The organism is Mesorhizobium sp. BR1-1-16 (genome assembly GCF_020165495.1).
Lineage (GTDB): Bacteria > Pseudomonadota > Alphaproteobacteria > Rhizobiales > Kaistiaceae > Kaistia.
The window spans coordinates 15552-34749 of the sequence record NZ_JAIUIE010000014.1 but is presented as its reverse complement, the minus strand read 5'-3'; the positions used below and the strand labels follow the sequence as shown (position 1 = coordinate 34749).

At 65.7% G+C, this 19198-nt stretch carries 20 protein-coding genes; 12 read left to right on the top strand and 8 right to left on the bottom strand.

Annotated elements, in window-relative coordinates:
• Window positions 1–122: 122 nt before the first annotated feature.
• Window positions 123–1106: a BMP family protein gene (locus LB518_RS21625; RefSeq protein WP_224579896.1), complete on the bottom strand. Its 984-nt coding sequence runs from the start codon at window positions 1104–1106 to the stop codon at window positions 123–125.
• 119 nt (window positions 1107–1225) lie between these two features.
• Window positions 1226–3106 (bottom strand): adenine deaminase, encoded by a 1881-nt coding sequence (locus tag LB518_RS21620; RefSeq protein WP_224579895.1) that lies wholly within the window; start codon window positions 3104–3106, stop codon window positions 1226–1228.
• Window positions 3107–3297: 191 nt separating this feature from the next.
• Between LB518_RS21620 and LB518_RS21615 the strand changes: the two genes are divergently transcribed.
• Together LB518_RS21615 and LB518_RS21610 are read left to right on the top strand one after the other, a co-directional pair.
• A complete protein-coding gene (locus tag LB518_RS21615) occupies window positions 3298–3435 on the top strand; it encodes an EncA/B family entericidin (RefSeq protein WP_224579894.1) in 138 nt (45 codons plus the stop codon).
• Between the two features lie 32 nt (window positions 3436–3467).
• A complete protein-coding gene (locus LB518_RS21610) occupies window positions 3468–3962 on the top strand; it encodes an MgtC/SapB family protein (protein ID WP_224579893.1) in 495 nt (164 codons plus the stop codon).
• A gap of 56 nt (window positions 3963–4018) precedes the next feature.
• Here LB518_RS21610 and LB518_RS21605 read toward each other — a convergent pair whose 3' ends face one another.
• The 6 genes from LB518_RS21605 to LB518_RS21580 form a co-directional block, all read right to left on the bottom strand.
• Window positions 4019–4777 carry a hydroxypyruvate isomerase family protein gene (locus LB518_RS21605; protein ID WP_224579892.1) on the bottom strand — a complete coding sequence of 253 codons (759 nt, stop codon included), beginning with the start codon at window positions 4775–4777 and terminating at the stop codon, window positions 4019–4021.
• A gap of 20 nt (window positions 4778–4797) precedes the next feature.
• On the bottom strand, window positions 4798–5841 hold the full coding sequence (locus LB518_RS21600) for a zinc-dependent alcohol dehydrogenase (protein WP_224579891.1): 1044 nt from the start codon (window positions 5839–5841) through the stop codon (window positions 4798–4800).
• 3 nt (window positions 5842–5844) lie between these two features.
• Window positions 5845–6672, bottom strand: coding sequence for a carbohydrate ABC transporter permease (locus LB518_RS21595; protein ID WP_224579890.1), 828 nt, complete (start codon window positions 6670–6672; stop codon window positions 5845–5847).
• Window positions 6672–7595, bottom strand: coding sequence for a carbohydrate ABC transporter permease (locus LB518_RS21590; protein WP_224579889.1), 924 nt, complete (start codon window positions 7593–7595; stop codon window positions 6672–6674). The genes LB518_RS21595 and LB518_RS21590 overlap by 1 nt, the downstream gene beginning before the upstream one ends.
• A gap of 10 nt (window positions 7596–7605) precedes the next feature.
• A complete protein-coding gene (locus tag LB518_RS21585; protein ID WP_224579888.1) occupies window positions 7606–8892 on the bottom strand; it encodes an ABC transporter substrate-binding protein in 1287 nt (428 codons plus the stop codon).
• Window positions 8893–9070: 178 nt separating this feature from the next.
• The gene (locus LB518_RS21580) at window positions 9071–10120 is read right to left on the bottom strand and encodes a LacI family DNA-binding transcriptional regulator (protein WP_224579887.1); all 1050 of its coding nucleotides are present in this window, start codon (window positions 10118–10120) and stop codon (window positions 9071–9073) included.
• 133 nt (window positions 10121–10253) lie between these two features.
• Here LB518_RS21580 and tsaB point away from each other — a divergent pair, with 133 nt between their 5' ends.
• The 10 genes from tsaB (at window position 10254) to LB518_RS21530 (ending at window position 19146) form a co-directional block, all read left to right on the top strand.
• The gene (gene tsaB / locus LB518_RS21575) at window positions 10254–10922 is read left to right on the top strand and encodes a tRNA (adenosine(37)-N6)-threonylcarbamoyltransferase complex dimerization subunit type 1 TsaB (RefSeq protein ID WP_224579886.1); all 669 of its coding nucleotides are present in this window, start codon (window positions 10254–10256) and stop codon (window positions 10920–10922) included.
• Window positions 10907–11407 carry a ribosomal protein S18-alanine N-acetyltransferase gene (gene rimI, locus LB518_RS21570; RefSeq protein WP_224579885.1) on the top strand — a complete coding sequence of 167 codons (501 nt, stop codon included), beginning with the start codon at window positions 10907–10909 and terminating at the stop codon, window positions 11405–11407. The genes tsaB and rimI overlap by 16 nt, the downstream gene beginning before the upstream one ends.
• 38 nt (window positions 11408–11445) lie before the next feature.
• Window positions 11446–11895 carry a Fur family transcriptional regulator gene (locus LB518_RS21565; protein ID WP_286198811.1) on the top strand — a complete coding sequence of 150 codons (450 nt, stop codon included), beginning with the start codon at window positions 11446–11448 and terminating at the stop codon, window positions 11893–11895.
• A gap of 13 nt (window positions 11896–11908) precedes the next feature.
• Window positions 11909–12739: a lyso-ornithine lipid O-acyltransferase gene (gene olsA / locus LB518_RS21560; RefSeq protein WP_224579884.1), complete on the top strand. Its 831-nt coding sequence runs from the start codon at window positions 11909–11911 to the stop codon at window positions 12737–12739.
• Window positions 12740–12849: 110 nt separating this feature from the next.
• The gene (miaB, locus tag LB518_RS21555) at window positions 12850–14268 is read left to right on the top strand and encodes a tRNA (N6-isopentenyl adenosine(37)-C2)-methylthiotransferase MiaB (protein WP_224579883.1); all 1419 of its coding nucleotides are present in this window, start codon (window positions 12850–12852) and stop codon (window positions 14266–14268) included.
• 50 nt (window positions 14269–14318) lie between these two features.
• Entirely contained in the window at window positions 14319–15347 is a 1029-nt protein-coding gene (locus tag LB518_RS21550) for a PhoH family protein (RefSeq protein WP_224579882.1), read from the top strand.
• A 53-nt stretch (window positions 15348–15400) separates the two neighbouring features.
• Window positions 15401–15862: an rRNA maturation RNase YbeY gene (ybeY, locus tag LB518_RS21545; RefSeq protein ID WP_224579960.1), complete on the top strand. Its 462-nt coding sequence runs from the start codon at window positions 15401–15403 to the stop codon at window positions 15860–15862.
• Between the two features lie 38 nt (window positions 15863–15900).
• On the top strand, window positions 15901–16881 hold the full coding sequence (locus LB518_RS21540) for a hemolysin family protein (RefSeq protein WP_224579881.1): 981 nt from the start codon (window positions 15901–15903) through the stop codon (window positions 16879–16881).
• Between the two features lie 62 nt (window positions 16882–16943).
• Entirely contained in the window at window positions 16944–18584 is a 1641-nt protein-coding gene (gene lnt, locus LB518_RS21535) for an apolipoprotein N-acyltransferase (RefSeq protein WP_224579959.1), read from the top strand.
• A 151-nt stretch (window positions 18585–18735) separates the two neighbouring features.
• Window positions 18736–19146, top strand: a complete 411-nt coding sequence (locus LB518_RS21530) for a helix-turn-helix domain-containing protein (protein ID WP_224579880.1) — start codon at window positions 18736–18738, stop codon at window positions 19144–19146.
• Window positions 19147–19198 lie beyond the last annotated feature (52 nt).

Genomic DNA, 19198 nt, shown 5'->3' with positions numbered 1-19198 from the left:
CGGCCATGGCCGGACTTGACCCGGCCATCCAGACTTCGTCGTCGCAGCCCGCAAGGCTGGATTGCCAGATCAAGCCCAGCAATGACAATGCTGGGCAAGCGCCCGACGTTCGAGAACCGAACCTACTCGACGTTCGACGTATCGAGCGGAACGGTGAAGGCTCCGGACTTGATCGCCTCGAATTTCGCCTGCACGGCCTTCAGTACCTCCGGCGGGACGCCGGCATCGAGGCCATGGAAGTCGGCGAGCTTCACGGAGCCCTGGGCAATGCCATACGACCAGTTCTGGCTCTTCCAGTTCTTGTCCTCAACGGCCTTGGCGACGGCGGTGACGAGCGGTCCGAGATCCCAGGTGACCGAGGTCAGCACGACCTTGGGCCCGAGATGGTTCTGGTCGGTCATGGCGCCGAGCGCGAAGACGTTCTTGGCGATGGCGGCGTCGATGACGCCGACGCCTTGTGCAGAGAGCACGTCTGCGCCCTGCTCGACCTGCGCGATCGCCGCCTCCTTGGCCTTGGGCGGATCAAACCACGAGCCGATGAAGGTGTGCAGCACCTTGGCATCCGGCACCATTTCCTTGGCGCCTGCCTCATAGGCATGGAGATTGGCCAGCATGTTCGGCGCCGGCATGCCGCCGACCCAGCCGATGGTCTTCGTCTTGGACGCGCCGGCGCCGAGCATGCCGGCGAGATAGGCGCCCTGGTAGTCCGGGTTGGAATAGGTGCCGAGATTGGGCGCCAGTTCCTTGGCCGTACCGGCCATGAAGGTGGTGTTCGGGAAGTCCTCGGCGACGTTTAGCGCTGCATCGCCGAAGGAGAAGGAATGAGCGAAGATAAGCCCATAGCCGCGCGAGGCATAGTCGCGCAGGATGCGTTCCGCATCGGCGTCCGAGACATTCTCCGAATAGGCCACCTCGACGCCGAGCGCCTTGGCCGCTGCCTGCAGCCCGTTATAGCCGACTGAATTCCAGTCATTATCGCTGATCGGCCCGGGCAGAACCATCGCGACCTTGAGACCATCGGCCTCGGCGATTGCGATGCTGCCGAAAGCCAGCGGCATCACCGCCAGCGCGACTTTGAGACCAGCCTTCAATTTCCCGAACATCATCGTCCCCGCTCTTTGAAGCCGTTTCAGCACTTGTCTATTCGATGCGCGCATTTTAGCCAGCCTGAAATGCGTGCGCCCTTGCGTGAAATGTGCACAGAGAGGTGACTTCTGTGTGCGCTCTACCACACGACGGGATGCGTCGCGCCGGTAGCGACATTGACGAAGCCCTCGGGTGCCAGCGGCGAAGGCGCGACGAGAACCCAGCGCCACGGGGCGCAGGTGAGCGTCGCGAAGGAGAGCCGTTCCGGGAAGCCGGGCCACCAGCGCGGCGAGAAGGTCGGCTCATACATCCAGTCGATCTTCGCGCCCTCGGCAGAAAGCGCCTGCATTTCGGCATCGAGCACCTCAGCCGGACGGGCGGTCATCAGTCCGCCGACTTCGTAATGGACCCGCGCCACGACCTTGCCGCCCGAGACCAGAACCCAGCCGCCCTGCTGCGCCGCGAGTTCGTTGGCCACCATCGCCATCGCCGCATCCGACGAGCCGACGACCCAGATATTGTGCTTGTCATGGCCGAGCGTCGCGCCGAGCGCCGTATCGGGGGTGCGCGGACCGGTGCCAAGCCAGAACATCTTCGCGACCTTCGCCTCGCCGGAGAAACGGTCAACAATGGCGAACTTCGTCACGTTGCGGCTCTCGTCACGCTGGACGGCGCCGTCGGCAACCGGGAGGTCCATGGTGATGAAGTCGTCATGCCAGTGGAACGGTCGCAGCAGCGCCGCCTTGGCCGTGGGTCCAGCGGCTACCGGCGCCGCGATGGCGAAGTCGTCAGCCGTCACCGTGCGACCGAGATTGACCGTCCGCGTCGCCCAGTCCGGCCAGTCGATCTTCGGCAGCGGCCCCTCATAGCGGCCGGCCTCGGCGGCCTTGCGGCCATCGGCGAAGACCTTGGCGACCGATAGCGTCTGGACATTGTCGAGCAGCACGATATCGGCGAAGCGGCCGGGCGCGATCGAGCCGACCCAGGGCGTCAGGCGCATATGGCGGGCCGGATTGATCGTCACGCACTGGATGGCGATCTCGGGCGCGAGGCCGTTCTCGATCGCGAGGCGGACATTGTGATCGGTCGCGCCAATCTTCAACGTGTCCGAGGCGCTGCGATCATCAGTGACGAAGGCGACCTGCGACCAATCGGAAAGGCCCTTGCCGATCAGGCCCTTGATGATGTCGGGCAGCGAATGCGGCCGCAGCTCGACGAAAAGTCCGTGCGTCAGCTTTTCCCAGACTTCCTCGAGGAACCAGCCCTCATGATCGGAGGCCATGCCGGCGGCGGCGAAGGCGTTGATGGTCGGCAGGTCGCGAATGCCGGCGGCATGGCCCTCGACCACGCCGCGTTTCTCGAAGGTGGCGCGGATCATGCCCCACAGACGGTCATAGGAGGGATTGTCGGGATTCCATACCGACGGCCAGTCCATCACCTCATCGAGCCCGGCGACCATCAGGCTCTCGGCCATGAACGCCTTCTGCTCGTCATAGCCGAACCAGCCGCCACCCCATTCATAGGCGGTTGGCGGAACGGCCGAGCCCGGCAGCGGGAAGATCTTCATCGGCGAGCCGCGACGGCGCGCCTCCAGCCAGAATTCGAGGTTCTTCGCGCCGTTCACATTGGAGAATTCGTGGCTCGCCTCGCAGACCCAGGTACAGCCGCGCGGCATGACCAGCGCGGTCTCATATTCCGGTGTGAGATGCGAGCTCTCGATGTGCTTGTGCGCCTCGCCGAAGCCGGGCACGGCGGCAAGATCGGGCTCGTGCAGGCGCTCGGCTACGTCACCCGTCCAGGACCCGGCCGGCCCGACATAGGCGATGCGCCGGCCCTTGATGACGATCTCCTGGTCGACGAGCCAGCTGCGCGAATGCACATCGAGCAGCCGACCGACCCGCAGCACCCGATCGGCCGGACGCTTGCCGAGCGCCGTCAGCGTCAGGTCCTGGCGAATGGCGATCTCATCCCCGGCCTCGATGATGAGATCGTCGGGAAGCGGCGCGGCGGATGGGAGCATGGGAACCTCAGGCGGAAGGGAGGCTGCCAGACGTAGAAGCGTGTTCGCCGCGTGTAAAGCGGCTCGCTGGTTGACGGACGGCGCCTTGGGCTCAAGCGGCGATCAGCCCGTTGCGGCCAATGTCATGCCCACGTCGGAACGAAGTTGCGACATCCGCATTGGCTGTTCACCGTCCAGCCAGGAGAACGATGATGACGATCCGCTCCCGCTCCACCCTGCTTGTCGCACTCGCCGTTGCCGCCGGCCTCGCTGGTTGCGCCAACACAGTGCATGGCGTTGCCACCGATGTGAAGCAGACCGGAAACGCCGTCGAAGACGCTGTCAAGTAATCGTCGCATGAGCGGGACGGCTGCAGCGGGGCATGACCGTGTTTGAATTCGCCGATGCGGCCTTTCTCGAAACCCACCTGCCGAAATCGCAGATCGCGCTGCGCTTCATCGCGGCCTCCGTGCTCGGTGCCTTGATCGGCGCCGAGCGGGAATGGCGCTCGCGGCCCGCCGGACTCAGGACGCATACACTGACGGCGCTGGCCTCCGCCGTCTTCACGATCGTGATGCTCGAGATCCTCCATTCCGATGCGCTCGGGATGGAGCATGTCCAGGTCGATCCCATCCGCATCATCGAGGCCGTGACGGCCGGCGTCGCTTTCCTCGCGGCCGGCGCCATCATCCAGAGCCGCGGGCAGGTGCACGGGCTCACAACCGGCGCGGCAATGTGGCTGGCGGGTGCCGTCGGGGTCGCCTGCGGACTCGGCTATGTTTCCGTCGGCGCCATGGCGACCGCCATCTGCCTCGTCGTAATCATCGCGCTCGGCTTTCTGCAAACCAAGACGCCGAAACCGGATCGCGATCGCTAGCCCGAGATCGGCGCTAAACCGATGTCGGGATCGCTGTCGACAGGGGGGCCGCTGGCTCAGCCGGCCAGCACCGCCTTGAGGCTCGCTTCCGTCGCGACGCTCGGCTTGTATTCAAGCCCGACCATGCCGCGATAGCCGTTGGCTTCGAGCCAGCCCACACGCGCCTGCCAGTCGAGCCGGCCGGTGCCGGGCTCGTGGCGGCCGGGCATGTCGGCGAGATGGGCATGGGCAATGCGATCGAGGCGCCCGTCGAGGACCTTGGCGATCTGCTCGTCCATCACCGCCGAATGATAGATGTCGTAGAGAATGCGGATTTCCGGTCGGCCGACATCGTCGATGATGTCGAGCCCCTCTTCCGTCGAGGGCAGAAAATAGCCGACGTGATCGACCAGCGTATTGAGCGGCTCGACAGCGAGCACGACGCCCGAGCCGGCGAGGATATCGGCCGCCTTGCGCAGGCAATCGGTGAGTGCCGAGCGCTGTTCGGTGCGCGAACGGCCCGGAAGGTCGGCGCCGGCCTGCGCGATCAGCATCGGGGCGCCAAGCTGCTGCGCGATCTCGATCGAGCGCTTCAGGCCTTCGAGGAACTCGGCATGCTTGGCCGGATCGGTCAGCGGCACCATCGGCTCGGCGACGAAGCCGGTAAGCGGGAGGCCGGTCTCATCGAGCGCAGCGCGGATGGCGGCAATATCCTTGTTGCTCCAGAGCCAGAACTCGACACCATCGAGCCCGGCCTTCTTTGCCAGGCGGATGCGATCGGCGAAGACAGGTGCCTCAGCGGCGAAGAGCCATTCGAGGCAGGCGGAATAGCGCATGGGAGATCCTTCGCTTTCGATCAGAGGCGATAATCGATGAGAACCTGCATGACCTCGGGCGACCCCTGGTCCAGCAGCCGATAACCGCGCGCCGCCTCGTCCAGCGGTACGCGATGGGTGACGAATCCCTTGAGATCGGCAGAATAGGCATCCATGAACTCGCGCGCTATGGCGCCGCGCCGCGCCGTCGACCAGAGCGGGCCGAGGAATGGATTCACATTGCCGACCTGCGAAGAGATGATGCGCGGGCGATTGTGATGGAACTCGCCCGAAAGACTGAGGCTCTCGAACGTGCCGCCATACCAGGACATCGCCACCACGGTGCCGTTGTAGCCGGCGGTACGGATGGCTTCGTTGAGCGCCGGCGCTGCGCCGGAGACTTCGATGACGACATCGGCGCCACGGCCTTCGGTGAGCTGGCGTACCGTCTCCGCCACCTTGTCCGCGCCGGGAACGAGAACATGATCGGCACCGCCGGCAAGCGCCAGCTCGCGGCGTAGATCGATGCCATCGACGCCGATGACGGTGCGGGCGCCGTTTCGCCGTAAGAGGCGGACCACCAGCTGGCCGATGACGCCAAGCCCGCTGACGACGACATCGGCGCCGAGCGGGATATTGGCATCGAGCACACCGTTATAGGCGGTGTTGAGATTGGCGAAGAAGATGCCGATCTCGGCATCGCCAAGGTCGCCGAGCGGCACGACCGCCTTCGCCGGCAGCACGGCGTGGGTGCCGTGCGGCGCGTAGGCGAAGACGAACTCGCCCTCCTTGCAATCCGTGACGGATGCGCCGACGCGCTCGACGCGGCCGACCATCGCGTAGCCATAGCGGGCAGGCCATTTCCAATCCGAGCCGCCATCGAGGAACAGCCGCGTCGCCGGATCCATATGCTGGCGCCATTGCGGCGCGAGACCGCGAAAGACATTGAGCTCGGTGCCGGCCGAAATGCCTGAGACGAGCGCCACGACGACGATGTCCTCGGGCCCGGGTTCGCGAAGCGACTCGTCGCGGATCTCGAGATCGCGCGGACCTGTGAAGTAGAGCGAGCGGGTCGAAACGCCCATGGATTATCCTTTCACGCCGCCGGCCAGGAGGCCGCCGACCAGTTGCCTGCGGAAGATGAGGAAGAGCAGGATGGCCGGCATGGCGATGATCGTGCCGCCGGCCATGACCTGGCCCCAGGAGAAGGAATAGGGATCGAACAGGCCCTGCAGGGCGAGTGGCAGCGTCTTGACGTCCGACTTTGAAATGAGGGCGAGCGCCATCAGATATTCGCCCCAGGACAGCACGAAGGCGAAGGTGCCGACGGCGATGATCGCCGGGCGGATCAGCGGCACGACGATGCGCCAGAGCGCGCCGAGCCGGCTGCAGCCATCGATCAGCGCCGCCTCCTCGAGTTCCTTCGGGATCGCGTCGATATAGCCCTTGAGCATCCACACCGCGATCGGCATGCCCAAGGCTAGATGGGTGAAGATCAGCGCCGTCAGCGTGTTGGTGAGGCCGATCTGGCGCACGATGACGACCAGCGGCACCAGCACAGCGAGGCTCGGCAGCATCTGCGTGCCGAGGATCAGGAGCGCGAAGAAGTTGCGCCCGTGAAAGGTGAATCGCGACAGGGCATAGGCGGCCGGCATCGCCAGCGCCGTGGTGATGATCGCGACGGTGATCCCGACGATGAGGCTGTTCTTCAGCGCGATCAGGAACGGCTTCTTGGCGAGGATCGCCGCGTAATGATCGAAGGTGAAGCGTGTCGGCAGCAAGCCGCCGCCGGTGATGTCGGTTTCGGGGCGGACCGAGGCGACGAACACCCAGAGGATCGGCACCAGCAGCAGGAACAGCACCGCGATGGTGACGAGATCGAGCGAGACTTCGCGGACGGCGGAACGGTGACGCATCAGCTCCGCCTCCGGAGCTTCAGGACGAAGAGCGAGGCAATGAAGAGCAGCACCAGCATGACAATCGAGATCGCCGCGGCATAGGCAGGACGGAGGTCGAGGAACACGGCCTTGTACATCGCGATGCCGACGATCGTCGTAGCGTCCTGCGGGCCACCCTTGGTCATGATCCAGGGCAGGTCGAACGAATAGAAGGCAAGGATGCCGAGAACGAGGCCGACGGTGATGGCCGTATTCCAGATCTCGGGCAGCGTCACATGGATGAAGCGGGAGACCGGTCCGGCGCCATCGACCTCGGCTGCCTCGTAGAGCTCGTCCGGGATCGACTTCAGCGCGGCGAGCAGCGCGATGACGAGGAAGGGCGTGCCCTTCCACCCGGAGATGAAGATGATGATGGCGAAGGCGCCGACGGGATCGTTGAGGATCGAGCTGTCGCCGGCGAGCCCGATCGCATGCAGAAGGGCATGGATCGGTCCGACGTCGCTGTCGAGCAGGAAGCGCCAGCCGAAGCCGAGCACAATGAAGGGCGTAACCCAGGGGAGCAGGATCAGGGCCGAGGCGGCCCGTGCCACGGCGCTTTCGCGGTTGAGCAGCAAAGCAATCGGCAGCGCGAGCACCAGTTCGACGAAGACGGTGCCGATCGTCCAGATCCAGGTCCGCCCGAACGCTGCCCAGAGCGGTCCATCCTGCAGCAATTGCTTGTAGTTGATCAGCCCGCCGAAGGTCGGGGTTGGCCGCCGCAGCATGTACCAGTCCTGCAGCGACAGCCAGAGCGCGTAGGTGAGCGGGACGATGGCAATCGCAAAGGCGACGAACACGGCTGGCCCGATCATGCCGTATGGGAGGAGGAAATCGGGCACGATGCTGCGGCGGCGGGGGCGCGCCGGGGCCAGCCGTGTCGTCGTCTCGAATGCCACGGTCATCGCCCTCCGCTTAGCGGGCGAGGACTTCGTTGATCGTCGTGCAGAGCTGTGCCGTCGCCTGGTCGGTCGTCTGCTGGCCGAGCGCCACGGCCTGTACGGCCTTCTGGATCGTATCCACCTCGAGCTGGCCCATCTGCGGGATCGCTTCGCCCGGATACTGATAGGGCTTGGCGTCCTTCAACTGCTCGACGAACAGCGGATAGGGGAACTCGGTCCAGGGCGCGCCCTTGGCGAGCGAAACGCTGCCGGGAATGAAGCCGCCCTTGGTGGCGAGGTTCTTGAGCGCTTCGCCATGTGTCGCGAAGAGGATCCACTTCGCCGCGGCGTCCTTGTTTTCCGAGGCATCCCACAACACGAGAGGCCAGCCGCCGAGGAAGCCGGAGCGGTTTTTCTCGCCGGCCGGGACGAAGGCGATGCCGACATCCTTGAGGAACGGCGCCTTGTCGTTCTGCAGGTCCTTGTAGAGGCCCGGATCCGACAGGATCATCGCGAACTTGCCGTCGCGGAAGCCCTTGCGGAACGTATCGCCATTCATGGTCGGCGCGTCCGGATGGGTCGCCTTTTCCTTATAGACGCTGACATAGGTATCGAGCGCCGCCTTAAATTCCGGCGTATCGAAGCCGCATTTGCCGTCATCGCCGATCATGCGGGCGCCATAACCGAGATAGGCGCTCATGAAATTCTGGACGGTGAAGTAGTCGAGGCTCATCGAAAGGCCGGCGCCATAGACGCCGTCACGCGTCAGCGTCTTCGCATCCTTGGCGAAGTCCGCCCAGGTCTGTGGCGGCTTGTCGGGATCGAGACCGGCGGCCTTGAAGAGATCCTTGCGATAATAGAGCGCGCGGGTCTCGACATTGACGGGCGAGGCCCACCACTTGCCGGCGAGGTTGTAATAGCCCTTGTCGCCAGGCCAGACTTCGGCGGCGAAATCGGTGCCGGTTTCCTTGTCATAAGCGGCGATATAGTCGTCGAGCGGGGCAAGCGCGCCGGCGGCCTGGAACTGCGCCACGACATTGTTGCCGAGCATCGAGACGTCCGGCAGCCCGCCGGCCGACAGCGCGCTGACGAGGCGCTGCTGCTGCTCCGACCAGGGCACGATCTCCATGTTGATCTTGATGTCCGGGTTCGCCTTCTCGAAGGCGGCGATCGCCTCGTTCCAGGCTGCGATGTCGGCATCGCGGGTCGAGAATTGCCAGAACGTGACATTGGTCTCGGCCAGGGCCGGCGTTGAAGCGAGGCCGGCGGCCATGACGCTCGTGGCCAGGGCCGTGGCTGCGAGAAGCGCCTTGATGCGCATGATTGTCCCTCCGAAATGGGTCCTGAGCCGCGCGATGCGCGGCGGCGGCGTTTCCTGGGAGGCCCGTCATTATGCGGGCCGGATCGCGCCAAATTGGCTTTGATCGCGATATGTCATCGATGACATATGTCAGCGATACCACTCGCCGGCCTGCCCGGTCAATCTCAATCGGCATCAGTCAGAGGGGCGCGGGTCCCGTCGAGCGGCGCAGCACGAGGTGGCTCGGCAATAGCGGCTGCTCGGGCCACGCTCCCGTCTCGATCGCGGCAAGAACGGCCCGGAACCCGATCCGGCCGAGCTGCTCCATCGGCTGGGCGACGGTGGTGAGCTGCGGCGTCAGATTGGCAGCGAGCGTATCGTCGAAACCGATGACGGAAATATCGTCGGGCACCCGCAATCCGGCCTCATAGATGGCCTGCAGCGCGCCGGCGGCGAGGATATCGCATGTCGCGAAAATCGCGGTTGGCCGGTCGTCGAGCGCCAGCAGGGCACGGGTGTGGTGATAACCCTCGCTGCCGGACCCGCTCTCGCTGAGACTATAGTATTTGCCGAGCCGGAGCAGCGCGGGATCGAAGGGGAGCCCTGCCGCTGCGAGGCCGGCACCATAGGCAGCAAGCCGGTCGTCCTCGACCGTCGGCCCCGCGGTTTCGCCGCGGCCGATCAGTTCGGGGTCTCCGCCGATGAAGGCGATGCGGCGATGGCCGAGCCCGGCGAGATGCGCCATGGCCTGGAGGGCGCCGACCGTATTGTCGACGCGGATCGCCGGGGCGGCCGGAGTGCGGCTGCGCTCGAGCTGCAGAGCGGGGATGCCGGCCGCCTTCAGCAGGCGGACATTCTCGGTAGAAACCGCGTTGGTGAAGAGAACCGCATCGACCCGCCGCTCGATGAAGCGTTCGATGCCGATGCGCTCGCGCTCGGCTAGGCCGTTATGGTTGAAGAGGAATGTCTTGTAGCCGTGATCGAGCGCCTCTTCCTCAGCCCAATGCGCCACGTTGACGAAGAACGGATTGACGATGATGGCGTCCAGCATGTGGCCGATGGTGAAGCTGCGCCGCTGGCGAAGGCCACGCGCCATGGCATTCGGCCGGTAGCCGATCGCCTTCACGGCCGCCTCGACACGCGCCCGGGCGTCGTCCGACACATAGCCCTGCGCCTTGAGAACGCGGGCAACCGTCGCCGTCGAGACGCCGGCGCGCTCTGCGACCTGCATCAGCGTTGCCGATTTCATCGCTTCGTCCTGCTCCTTAGCGCTGGGCTCGCGGCCAGTCCGCTCCCTGTCATAGACCGGCCTGACGCGGGCGCAAACCGCAGCCGGCGCCGCCACCCTCGACAGAGCCGCGCCGCCGCTCTATTCGGGCATGATGAACCTCATCGCCATCGACACCGCGCTTGAGAACTGCTCCGTCGGCCTTGTCGCAGGCGAGAGGACGGTATCGCGCGTTCGGACCATTGGCCGAGGCCATGCCGAAATCCTGATGGTCGAGATCGCGGCGCTCTTCGCGGAAGCCGGCATCCGGCCGGATGCGCTCGACCGCATCGTCGTCTCCGTTGGACCGGGGTCGTTCACCGGACTGAGGGTCGGCATCGCCGCGGCGCGCGGGCTGGCGCTCGTCCGCCATCTGCCGGTTGTCGGCCTTTCGACGCTCGCCGCCCATGCCTATCGCGCGAGCCGCCTCGCCGCGGATGAGCGGCCGATCCTTGCGCTGCTACCGGGGCGTGGCGGCGAGGCCTTCGGGCAGCTCTTCTCGGCGGATGGCACGCCGCTCGAGACCCCGTCGAGCCGACCTGCCACCGAATTCGCCGCTCGCGCGACCGCCGGCGGCTTCGCGGTTGCCGGTGCCGGCGCCGCGCTGCTCGGACCGGGCTTTGAGCCGCTGCATCTCGATTCGGCTCCCGCCATCGAGACGCTGCTGACGCTCGGCGCGGTGCTGGACCCAGCCAGCCATCCGCCGAAGCCGCTTTATGTCAAGCCGCCCGACGCCGTGCCGCAGGCTGGGGCCAGGATCGCGCGCCGATGTTCTATTCGATGATGTCGCTGTTTCCACAGTCACGCCTCATGACCGACGACGTTCGCGGCGAAACCGACATCGAGGCGATGGTCGCAATCCACGCGGAAGGGTTTCGCCGCGGCTGGGGCATCGACGAGATCGAGAAACTGCTGGCCGACCGGACCGTCCGCTGCCTGCTGCTGCGGCGCGAGACGGTGCTCGGCACACGGCGGGTGCTCGGCTTCATCATGATGCGGAGCGTTGCCGGCGAGGCCGAGGTGCTGACGATCGCTGTCGCCAGCGCGAGGCGTGGCCATGGTTACGGCCGCAGATTGCTCGAAGAAGCGCTGCGGCGGACCTATGCCGAGGGCGTCGGGGAAGTGTTCCTCGAGGTCAGCGAGAGCAATCCGCCGGCCCTCGCGCTCTATCGCCGGCTCGGCTTTGGTGAAGTGGGCCGCCGCAAGGGCTATTATGCCGATGGCGGACAAGGCGGCACCGCGCTTGTCATGCGCCTGCAACTTCGCTAAGCGGCGAACGGCCAGTTGAGGCGTCCGGGGGATGCGGCATGAGTCAGCTAGTGACGGATGAGAACCAGACGCTCGAAGCGGCATGCGCGGCCAAGGGCATGCGGATGACCGACCAGCGGCGCACCATCGCGCGGGTGCTCGACGCTGCCACCGATCATCCCGATGTCGAGGAAGTCTATCGCCGCGCCTCGGCGATCGATCCGCGCATCTCGATCTCCACGGTCTATCGCACGGTGAAGTTGTTCGAAGATGCCGGAATCATCGAGCGACACGATTTTCGCGACGGCCGGAGCCGCTATGAAACGGTGTCTGAGGAACATCACGATCATCTGATAGACTTGCGCTCGGGCGCGGTGATCGAATTCCGCAGCGAAGATATCGAAGCGCTGCAGGAGGTGATCGCCCAGCGGCTCGGCTATCGGCTGGTCGATCATCGGTTGGAACTCTATGCCGTTCCGATCGATGCCAAGGACAAGGGTCGTTCGTGAAAGCATCGTCATCTTGAAATTTTCGGGGCGGCTCGTAGTGCTGGTGCTCGTCCTCGCGGTGACGACACTTCTCTTCCTGCCGTTCCAGCTCGCCGCAATGGCGTTCTCGCCGCGCCATGCCGGTATCCTTCCGATGCTGTGGCAGCGCATCGCAGCCGCGATGCTGGGTCTCAAGGTCCGCGTCGAGGGGACGCCGTCCACAGCCCGGCCCCTGCTCCTCGTCTCCAACCATGTCTCCTGGCTCGATATCGTGACGCTCGGCAGCCTGATGCCGATGTCGTTCATTGCGAAGCGTGAAGTCTCGGAGTGGCCGGTTGTGCGGCGTCTCGCCCGCCTTCAGCGCAGCGTCTTCATCGACCGGGCCCGCCGCACGGCCACCTCGGAAGCCGGCGAGGCGATCGCGGCGCGGCTTGCCGGCGGGGATGCGCTGGTGCTCTTCGCCGAGGGCACGACCGGAGACGGCGTTTCGGTGCTGCCGTTCCGCAGCGCGCTTGTCGGCGCTGCCGCCAAGGCGAGTGTCGCAGCACAGGAGGGCAGCGGCGAAGCCGCGACGGGTTCGATCACGATCCAGCCGGTGGCGCTTGTTTATGTCGGGCTGCACGGGCTGCCGATCGGGCGGCTCCGGACAGCCGATGTCGCCTGGCATGGCGACATGGATCTCGCGCCGCATCTTTCCAATCTCGTGCGCGTCGGCGCGATCGATGCCGTGGTCGCCTTCGGAGTGCCTATCGTCTTCAGCCCCGGCGGCGACCGCAAGGAGGCGACCGCCGCGGCCGAGCGCGAGGTGCGCCTCATGGTTCGCCGAATCCGCGCCGCGCGTGGCAAGGCAGCAACGGCGGCCTGAGCTCGGTCCCGCCGCGCTTCTCAGCGCCGCCGAAAGAGGCTAGGAAGGGATTCCAAACCGCGCGGCGGCACGGCCTGATGCCGGCGCTGCCGCAAGCCCCCGCGGGATCAATGGCCGCAGCAGAAGAAAAGAAGCGCGTCTTCGTCAAGACCTATGGCTGCCAGATGAACGTCTACGATTCCGAGAGGATGACGGACGCGCTGGCGGCTGACGGCTATGTGCCGACGCAAAAGGTCGAGGAGGCCGATCTCGTCCTGCTCAACACCTGCCATATCCGCGAAAAGGCGGCTGAGAAGGTCTATTCCGAGCTCGGCCGCATCCGCGTGATGAAGGAGGAGGCCGCCCGCGCCGGACGCCAGGTCATGGTGGGCGTCACGGGCTGCGTGGCACAGGCCGAAGGGGCAGAGATCGCCCGCCGTGCGCCGGTTGTCGACCTCGTCGTCGGCCCGCAATCCTACCAGCACCTGCCACGCCTTTTGAAGGACGTCGCGGCCGGACGCCGCGCCATCGAGACTGAATTTGCGATCGCCGAGAAATTCGACGCCCTGCCGGCCGCGACCAAGGCGCAGACCCGCGCCCGCGGCGTCACCGCCTTCCTGACGATCCAGGAAGGCTGCGACAAGTTCTGCACCTTCTGTGTCGTTCCCTATACGCGCGGCGCCGAGGTTTCACGCCCGGCCGGCGCGATCATCGAGGAAGCGCGGCGGCTGGCGGATGCCGGCGTTCGCGAGCTGACGCTGCTCGGACAGAACGTCAATGCCTGGCATGGCGATGGCACTGATGGCCGTTCGTGGGGCCTTGGCGAACTGCTCTATCGCCTTGCCGAGGTTCCAGGCCTCGATCGCCTCCGCTACACGACCAGTCATCCGCGCGACATGGACGAGGCGCTGATTGCCGCCCATGGCGACCTGCCGGCGCTGATGCCCTATCTGCATCTGCCGGTGCAATCGGGCGCCGATCGCATTCTCGCAGCGATGAACCGCAAGCATGGCGCAGACGATTATCTCCGTCTCACTGACCGCATCCGCGCGGCGCGGCCCGATATTGCGCTGTCCTCCGATTTCATCGTCGGCTTCCCTGGCGAGAGCGATGCCGAGTTCGAGGCAACGATGCGGCTGATCGAAACGGTCGGCTATGCCGCGGCCTATTCGTTCAAATACAGCCCCCGCCCCGGCACCCCGGCGGCGCTGCGCGACGACATGGTCGAGGAGGCCGTGATGTCCGAGCGGCTGCAACGGCTGCAGGCGCTGGTCGCCGCGCAGCAGACTGCTTTCAACCGCCTGGCCGTCGGCCGCGTGGTGGATGTCCTCTTCGAGAAGCCAGGCCGCATGGCCGGCCAGATCATGGGTCGCACGCCCTATCTGCAGGCGGTGGCGGTCGAGGCTGGCACGGAGCGGATCGGCACGATCGGCCGCGTCGCGATCGACGGGCTTGGTACCAATTCCCTCTTCGGCACCCTGGCCGGCGCGCAGCCGCGCCCGGAGGCGCTGACGGCAGGCAACGCAACAGCAGCGGAGACCGCCCCTTGAGTGCACGCTCGACAACACCGGGGGGCCCGCCCGCCGGCCGGGTTTCCGAAATGTCGCACGCCTCCGATCTTGCCCATGTCGTCGTCGGTTTCGACGACAACCGCCTGGCAAGCGAATTGTTCGGCCAGTTCGACCAGAACCTTGCCATCCTCGAGAAGCGCCTCGGCATCGAGGCGGTCGCCCGCGGCAACCAGCTGACGATCCGCGGACGGCCGGAAGCCTGCGCGCAGGCGCGGCTCGCGCTCGATCTCCTCTATCTCCGCCTGCAGCAGGGCCACGAGATCGGCCCGGCCGATGTCGAGGGCGCCGTGCGCATGGCCGAGACCGCCGACGAACAGCTGACCCTGCCGAGCCTTGAGCCAAAGGGCCGGCTCGCGATGGCGCAGATCTCGACGCGCCGCCGCACGATCATGGCCCGCAATCCGGCGCAGGACGCCTATATCCGCGCGATGGATCGCGCCGAGATGGTGTTCGGCATCGGTCCGGCGGGTACCGGCAAGACCTATCTCGCCGTGGCTTATGCCGCAGCGCTGATCGAGCGTGGCGATGTCTCGCGGCTGATCCTGTCGCGGCCCGCGGTCGAGGCCGGCGAGCGACTCGGCTTCCTGCCGGGCGACATGAAGGAGAAGGTCGATCCCTATCTTCGCCCGCTTTATGACGCGCTTTACGACATGATGCCGCCCGACAAGGTCGAGCGCGGGCTGACCTCGGGCATGATCGAGGTGGCGCCGCTCGCCTTCATGCGCGGCCGCACGCTGGCCAACGCCGTCGTCATTCTCGACGAGGCGCAGAACACGACGTCGATGCAGATGAAGATGTTCCTGACCCGCCTCGGCGAGGGCTCGCGCATGATCATCACCGGCGACCCGACGCAGGTCGATCTTCCCGCCGGCCAGGTTTCCGGTCTCGCCGAAGCGGCGGATCTCCTGCGCGATGTGCAGGGCATCGTGCAGATCCGCTTCACCGATGTCGATGTCGTGCGCCATCCGCTGGTCGGGCGGATCGTGCGCGCCTATGACAGCGCACCGAAGACGGCGCAGCAAATGCCGCGTCCGCCGCGTCACGGGAGCGGCCCGTGAAGGCCTCCCCGGAAACGCGGAGTCCATCGGTCCTGCCGATCGCGATCGACCTCATGGTTGAGGCCGGGTCCTGGCCGGCCGAGGATGTCCTCGCCGCACTGCTCGCCCGCGCCGTCGAGGCGAGCTTCGCGGAAGGGCGGCTCGACGCCATCGAAGGCTCGGAACTCTCGGTGGTCTTCACCGACGATGCCCATATCCGGGAGCTGAACGACGCCTGGCGGCAGAAGGACAAGGCGACCAACGTGCTGTCCTTCCCCGGCAGCCCGCCCGGACGCGGCCGCTTTGGGCCGCTGCTTGGCGACATTGTCGTCGCCGCGGAGACGGTCGCCAGCGAGGCCGAGGCCGAGGGGATTTCATTTGACGACCACCTGACCCATCTTCTCGTCCATGGCTTGCTTCACCTGTTCGGGCATGATCACATAGAGGACGTGGAAGCCGAACGCATGGAAGCGCTGGAAACGGCCATTCTCGGCAGGCTCGGAATTGCCGACCCCTATGCCGAGCGCGCCCTTTGAGTATCGGGGCAGCGCGCCTCACACTGACATCTGGACCGATGACTGACACAGACACGCCCGGCACGGGCGCCGAAAACGCCCAGGAACCTCCAAGTATCTCCGCCTTCGCGCCGGACTCGCGCGAGGGGGAGAAACCATCGGAAAGCTGGTTCGACCGGCTGCGGCACGCCGTCGGCTTCAAGCCGAGCGGCTCGCTGCGCGAGGAGATGGAGGAAGCGCTCGAAGGCGACGACGCCACGACCGCCTTCACCGCCGAAGAGCGGCTGATGCTGCGCAACATCCTCCGGCTGCGCGACGTCCGCGTCGACGACGTGATGGTGCCGCGCGCCGATATCCTCGCCCTCGACGTCGACATGACGCTCGGCGCCGTCATCGGCGCCTTCCGCGAATCCGGCCACTCCCGCATGCCGGCCTATCGCGAATCGCTCGATGATCCGGTCGGTATGGTCCATATCAAGGACCTGATGGACCTCATCACCGGCGCGGCGATGGCCAATGGCGACATCGACTTCGCCAAAGTCGACCTGTCGCTGAAGCTCGCCGATACCGAGATCATCCGCAGCGTTCTGTTCGTCCCGCCCTCCATGCCGGCGGCGACCCTGCTCTCCACGATGCAGGCAAGCCATGTGCAGATGGCCGTCGTCATCGACGAATATGGCGGCACCGACGGGCTGGTCTCGCTCGAGGACGTGGTCGAGATCGTGTTCGGCGAGATCGAGGACGAGCATGACGAGGACGAGGCACCGCTGATCACCCCCGAGCCGGACGGCACCTTCCTCGCCGACGCGCGCGCCGATCTGGAGGATCTCGAGGCCGCACTCGGAATGGAACTCGGGCTTGGCGACGGCCATGACGATGTCGATACGATCGGCGGGCTGGTGTTCACGCTGCTCGGGCGGATTCCACAGGCCGGCGAGCGGATCGCGTTGCCAGACGGTCTTGCCTTCGAGATCCTCGAATCCGACCAGCGCCGCGTGAGACGGCTGCGAGTCAGCCGCGAGAACGCAGCGGCGGCTTGACCCTCGGGCGGGGGGCCGCGAGGCTTCCCACCGTCCCTAGACCCTGATTCGCGAGCCACGCCATTTCGAGATCGCGCCCCCGCCGCGCAGGGCTCTCCGCGCTCGCCGATGCCGTCCTCCTTTCGTGGGGATGGCGGCGCGCGCTGATCGCCGTCGGCGCCGGGGCGCTCTCGGCTCTGGCGCTGCCGCCGTTCGGGCTGTTCCCGATCCTCTTCCTGACGATGCCGGTGCTCGTTCTCCTGCTGGACGGCGCAACGTCGCCGCCTGGCGCGGGCGCGGTGCGCCGGCTCGTCCCGGCCTTCCGAACCGGCTGGATGTTCGGATTTGGCTATTTCCTCGGCGGACTCTGGTGGATCGGTGCGGCCTTCCTGGCGGAATCAGGCGCCGGCGTCGTCTTCCTGATGCCCTTCGCCGTTCTGTTGCTGCCGGCTGGCCTTGCCTTGTTCTGGGGCCTTGCCACCGCTCTTGCCCGCATCGTCTGGCCGGAAGGCTGGAGGCGCGTCGTGCTTCTGGCCGTCGTCCTTGCGGTGGCCGAATGGCTGCGCGGGCATATCCTTACAGGCTTTCCGTGGAACGCCTTTGGCTACACGCTGATGCCGATGCCGCTGATGATGCAGGGCGCAGCGCTTGTCGGGCTGTGGGGCATGACGCTGCTCGCCTTCCTCGTCTTCATGGCGCCGGTGCTGCTGATTGGCGAGCGGACCGGTGGAGCGGGCCGACGCATCGCCTTTCTCGTGATCCTCGCTCTCTTTCTCGGCGATCTCGGCTATGGCGCAGCGCGGCTTGCTCTTTCCGACGAGCCCATGGTTCCGGGGGTCAAGCTGCGGCTTGTGCAGCCTGTGCTGGCGCAGGACGAGAAGTGGTCACCGGGCCGCGACAGCGCCGTGCTGCAGCGCTATCTCTCGCTCAGCAGCCAGGGCATGACAGAAGACGGCGCTTCGCCCTTCTCGATCCTCATCTGGCCGGAAACGGCGCTGCCCTTCTTCCTGACCGACCAGCCCAACGCATTGGCGGCCATCGGCGCGATGTTGCCGAAGGGCACGACGCTCATCACCGGCGCCGCGCGGAGTGAGCCAGGCGCGGACCCGGACGCGGCAGGGCGCGTCTTCAACAGCATTTATGTCATCGGCGATGACGGCGTCATCCGCGATGCCTATGACAAGGTACATCTGGTGCCGTTCGGCGAATATCTGCCGTTCGATGGGCTGCTGTCGCGCCTGGGCCTGCATGAAATGGTGGCGTTGCCGGGTGGTTTCGATGCTGGCCGCCGGCTTCGGACGCTTCCAGTCGAAGGCGCGCCATCCTTCGGCCCGCTGATCTGCTACGAAATCATCTTCCCCGGGGCCGCGACGGATCGTCGCCTCCGGCCCCGATGGCTGGTGAATGTCACCAATGACGGCTGGTTCGGTAATACGCCGGGCCCGCATCAGCATCTGCAGCAAGCTGTCGTCCGCGCCGTCGAGGAGGGACTGCCGCTCGCGCGCGCAGCCAATACCGGCATTTCCGCGATCGTCGATCCGTACGGCCGCATTATTGCCGCGCTGGCGCTGGAAAACGAGGGCGTAGTCGACGGGCCGCTTCCCGAAGCGCTCGCATCGACACCCTATGAACGTTTCGGAGATTTGCCTTTCGCGGTTGCGGTTTTCTTTGGCTTCTTGTTGGCCACACTTGCGGGTTTCACTCCAGCTAAAACCCGGAATTGACACGCTCCGCATTGCACTCCATTTTGGCAGCGTGGGCCGGGTGGATGGCGCCGGGATATTACCGTCCAATCATGATGGATCTTTTATTGCGGGGGCATGGCAAAGACCAAGCCCATCGTAGCCCTGCGCTGTTTCGGAAAGAGAGCTTTCGATGGTTATTAAGAAAGTCCCTAATCCCATCGATGTACACGTGGGCGGGCGTGTCCGACTGCGTCGCATGATGCAGAACATGAGCCAGGAAAAGCTTGGCGAGAGTCTTGGAATCACGTTCCAGCAGATTCAGAAATACGAAAAGGGCACCAACAGGATTGGCGCCAGCCGACTCCAGCACATCTCGTCTGTCCTGCAGGTTCCGGTCTCGTTCTTCTTCGAGGACGCGCCGGGAACGCCCTCGGACGCCGGTTTCGAAGAAGGACGGCCGGCTGCCTTCGTGACCGACTTCCTGTCGAGCGCCGAAGGATTGCAACTCAACCGTGCCTTCGTGCGAATCAAGGATGCCAAGATTCGCCGCAAGATCGTCGATCTCGTGCGCGCAGTTGCCGGCGAGGAAGTTCCGGACTGATCGCCCCAGGCGACGGTCTTTTTCAGAACGATTTTTCAAGAGACCGCCGAGA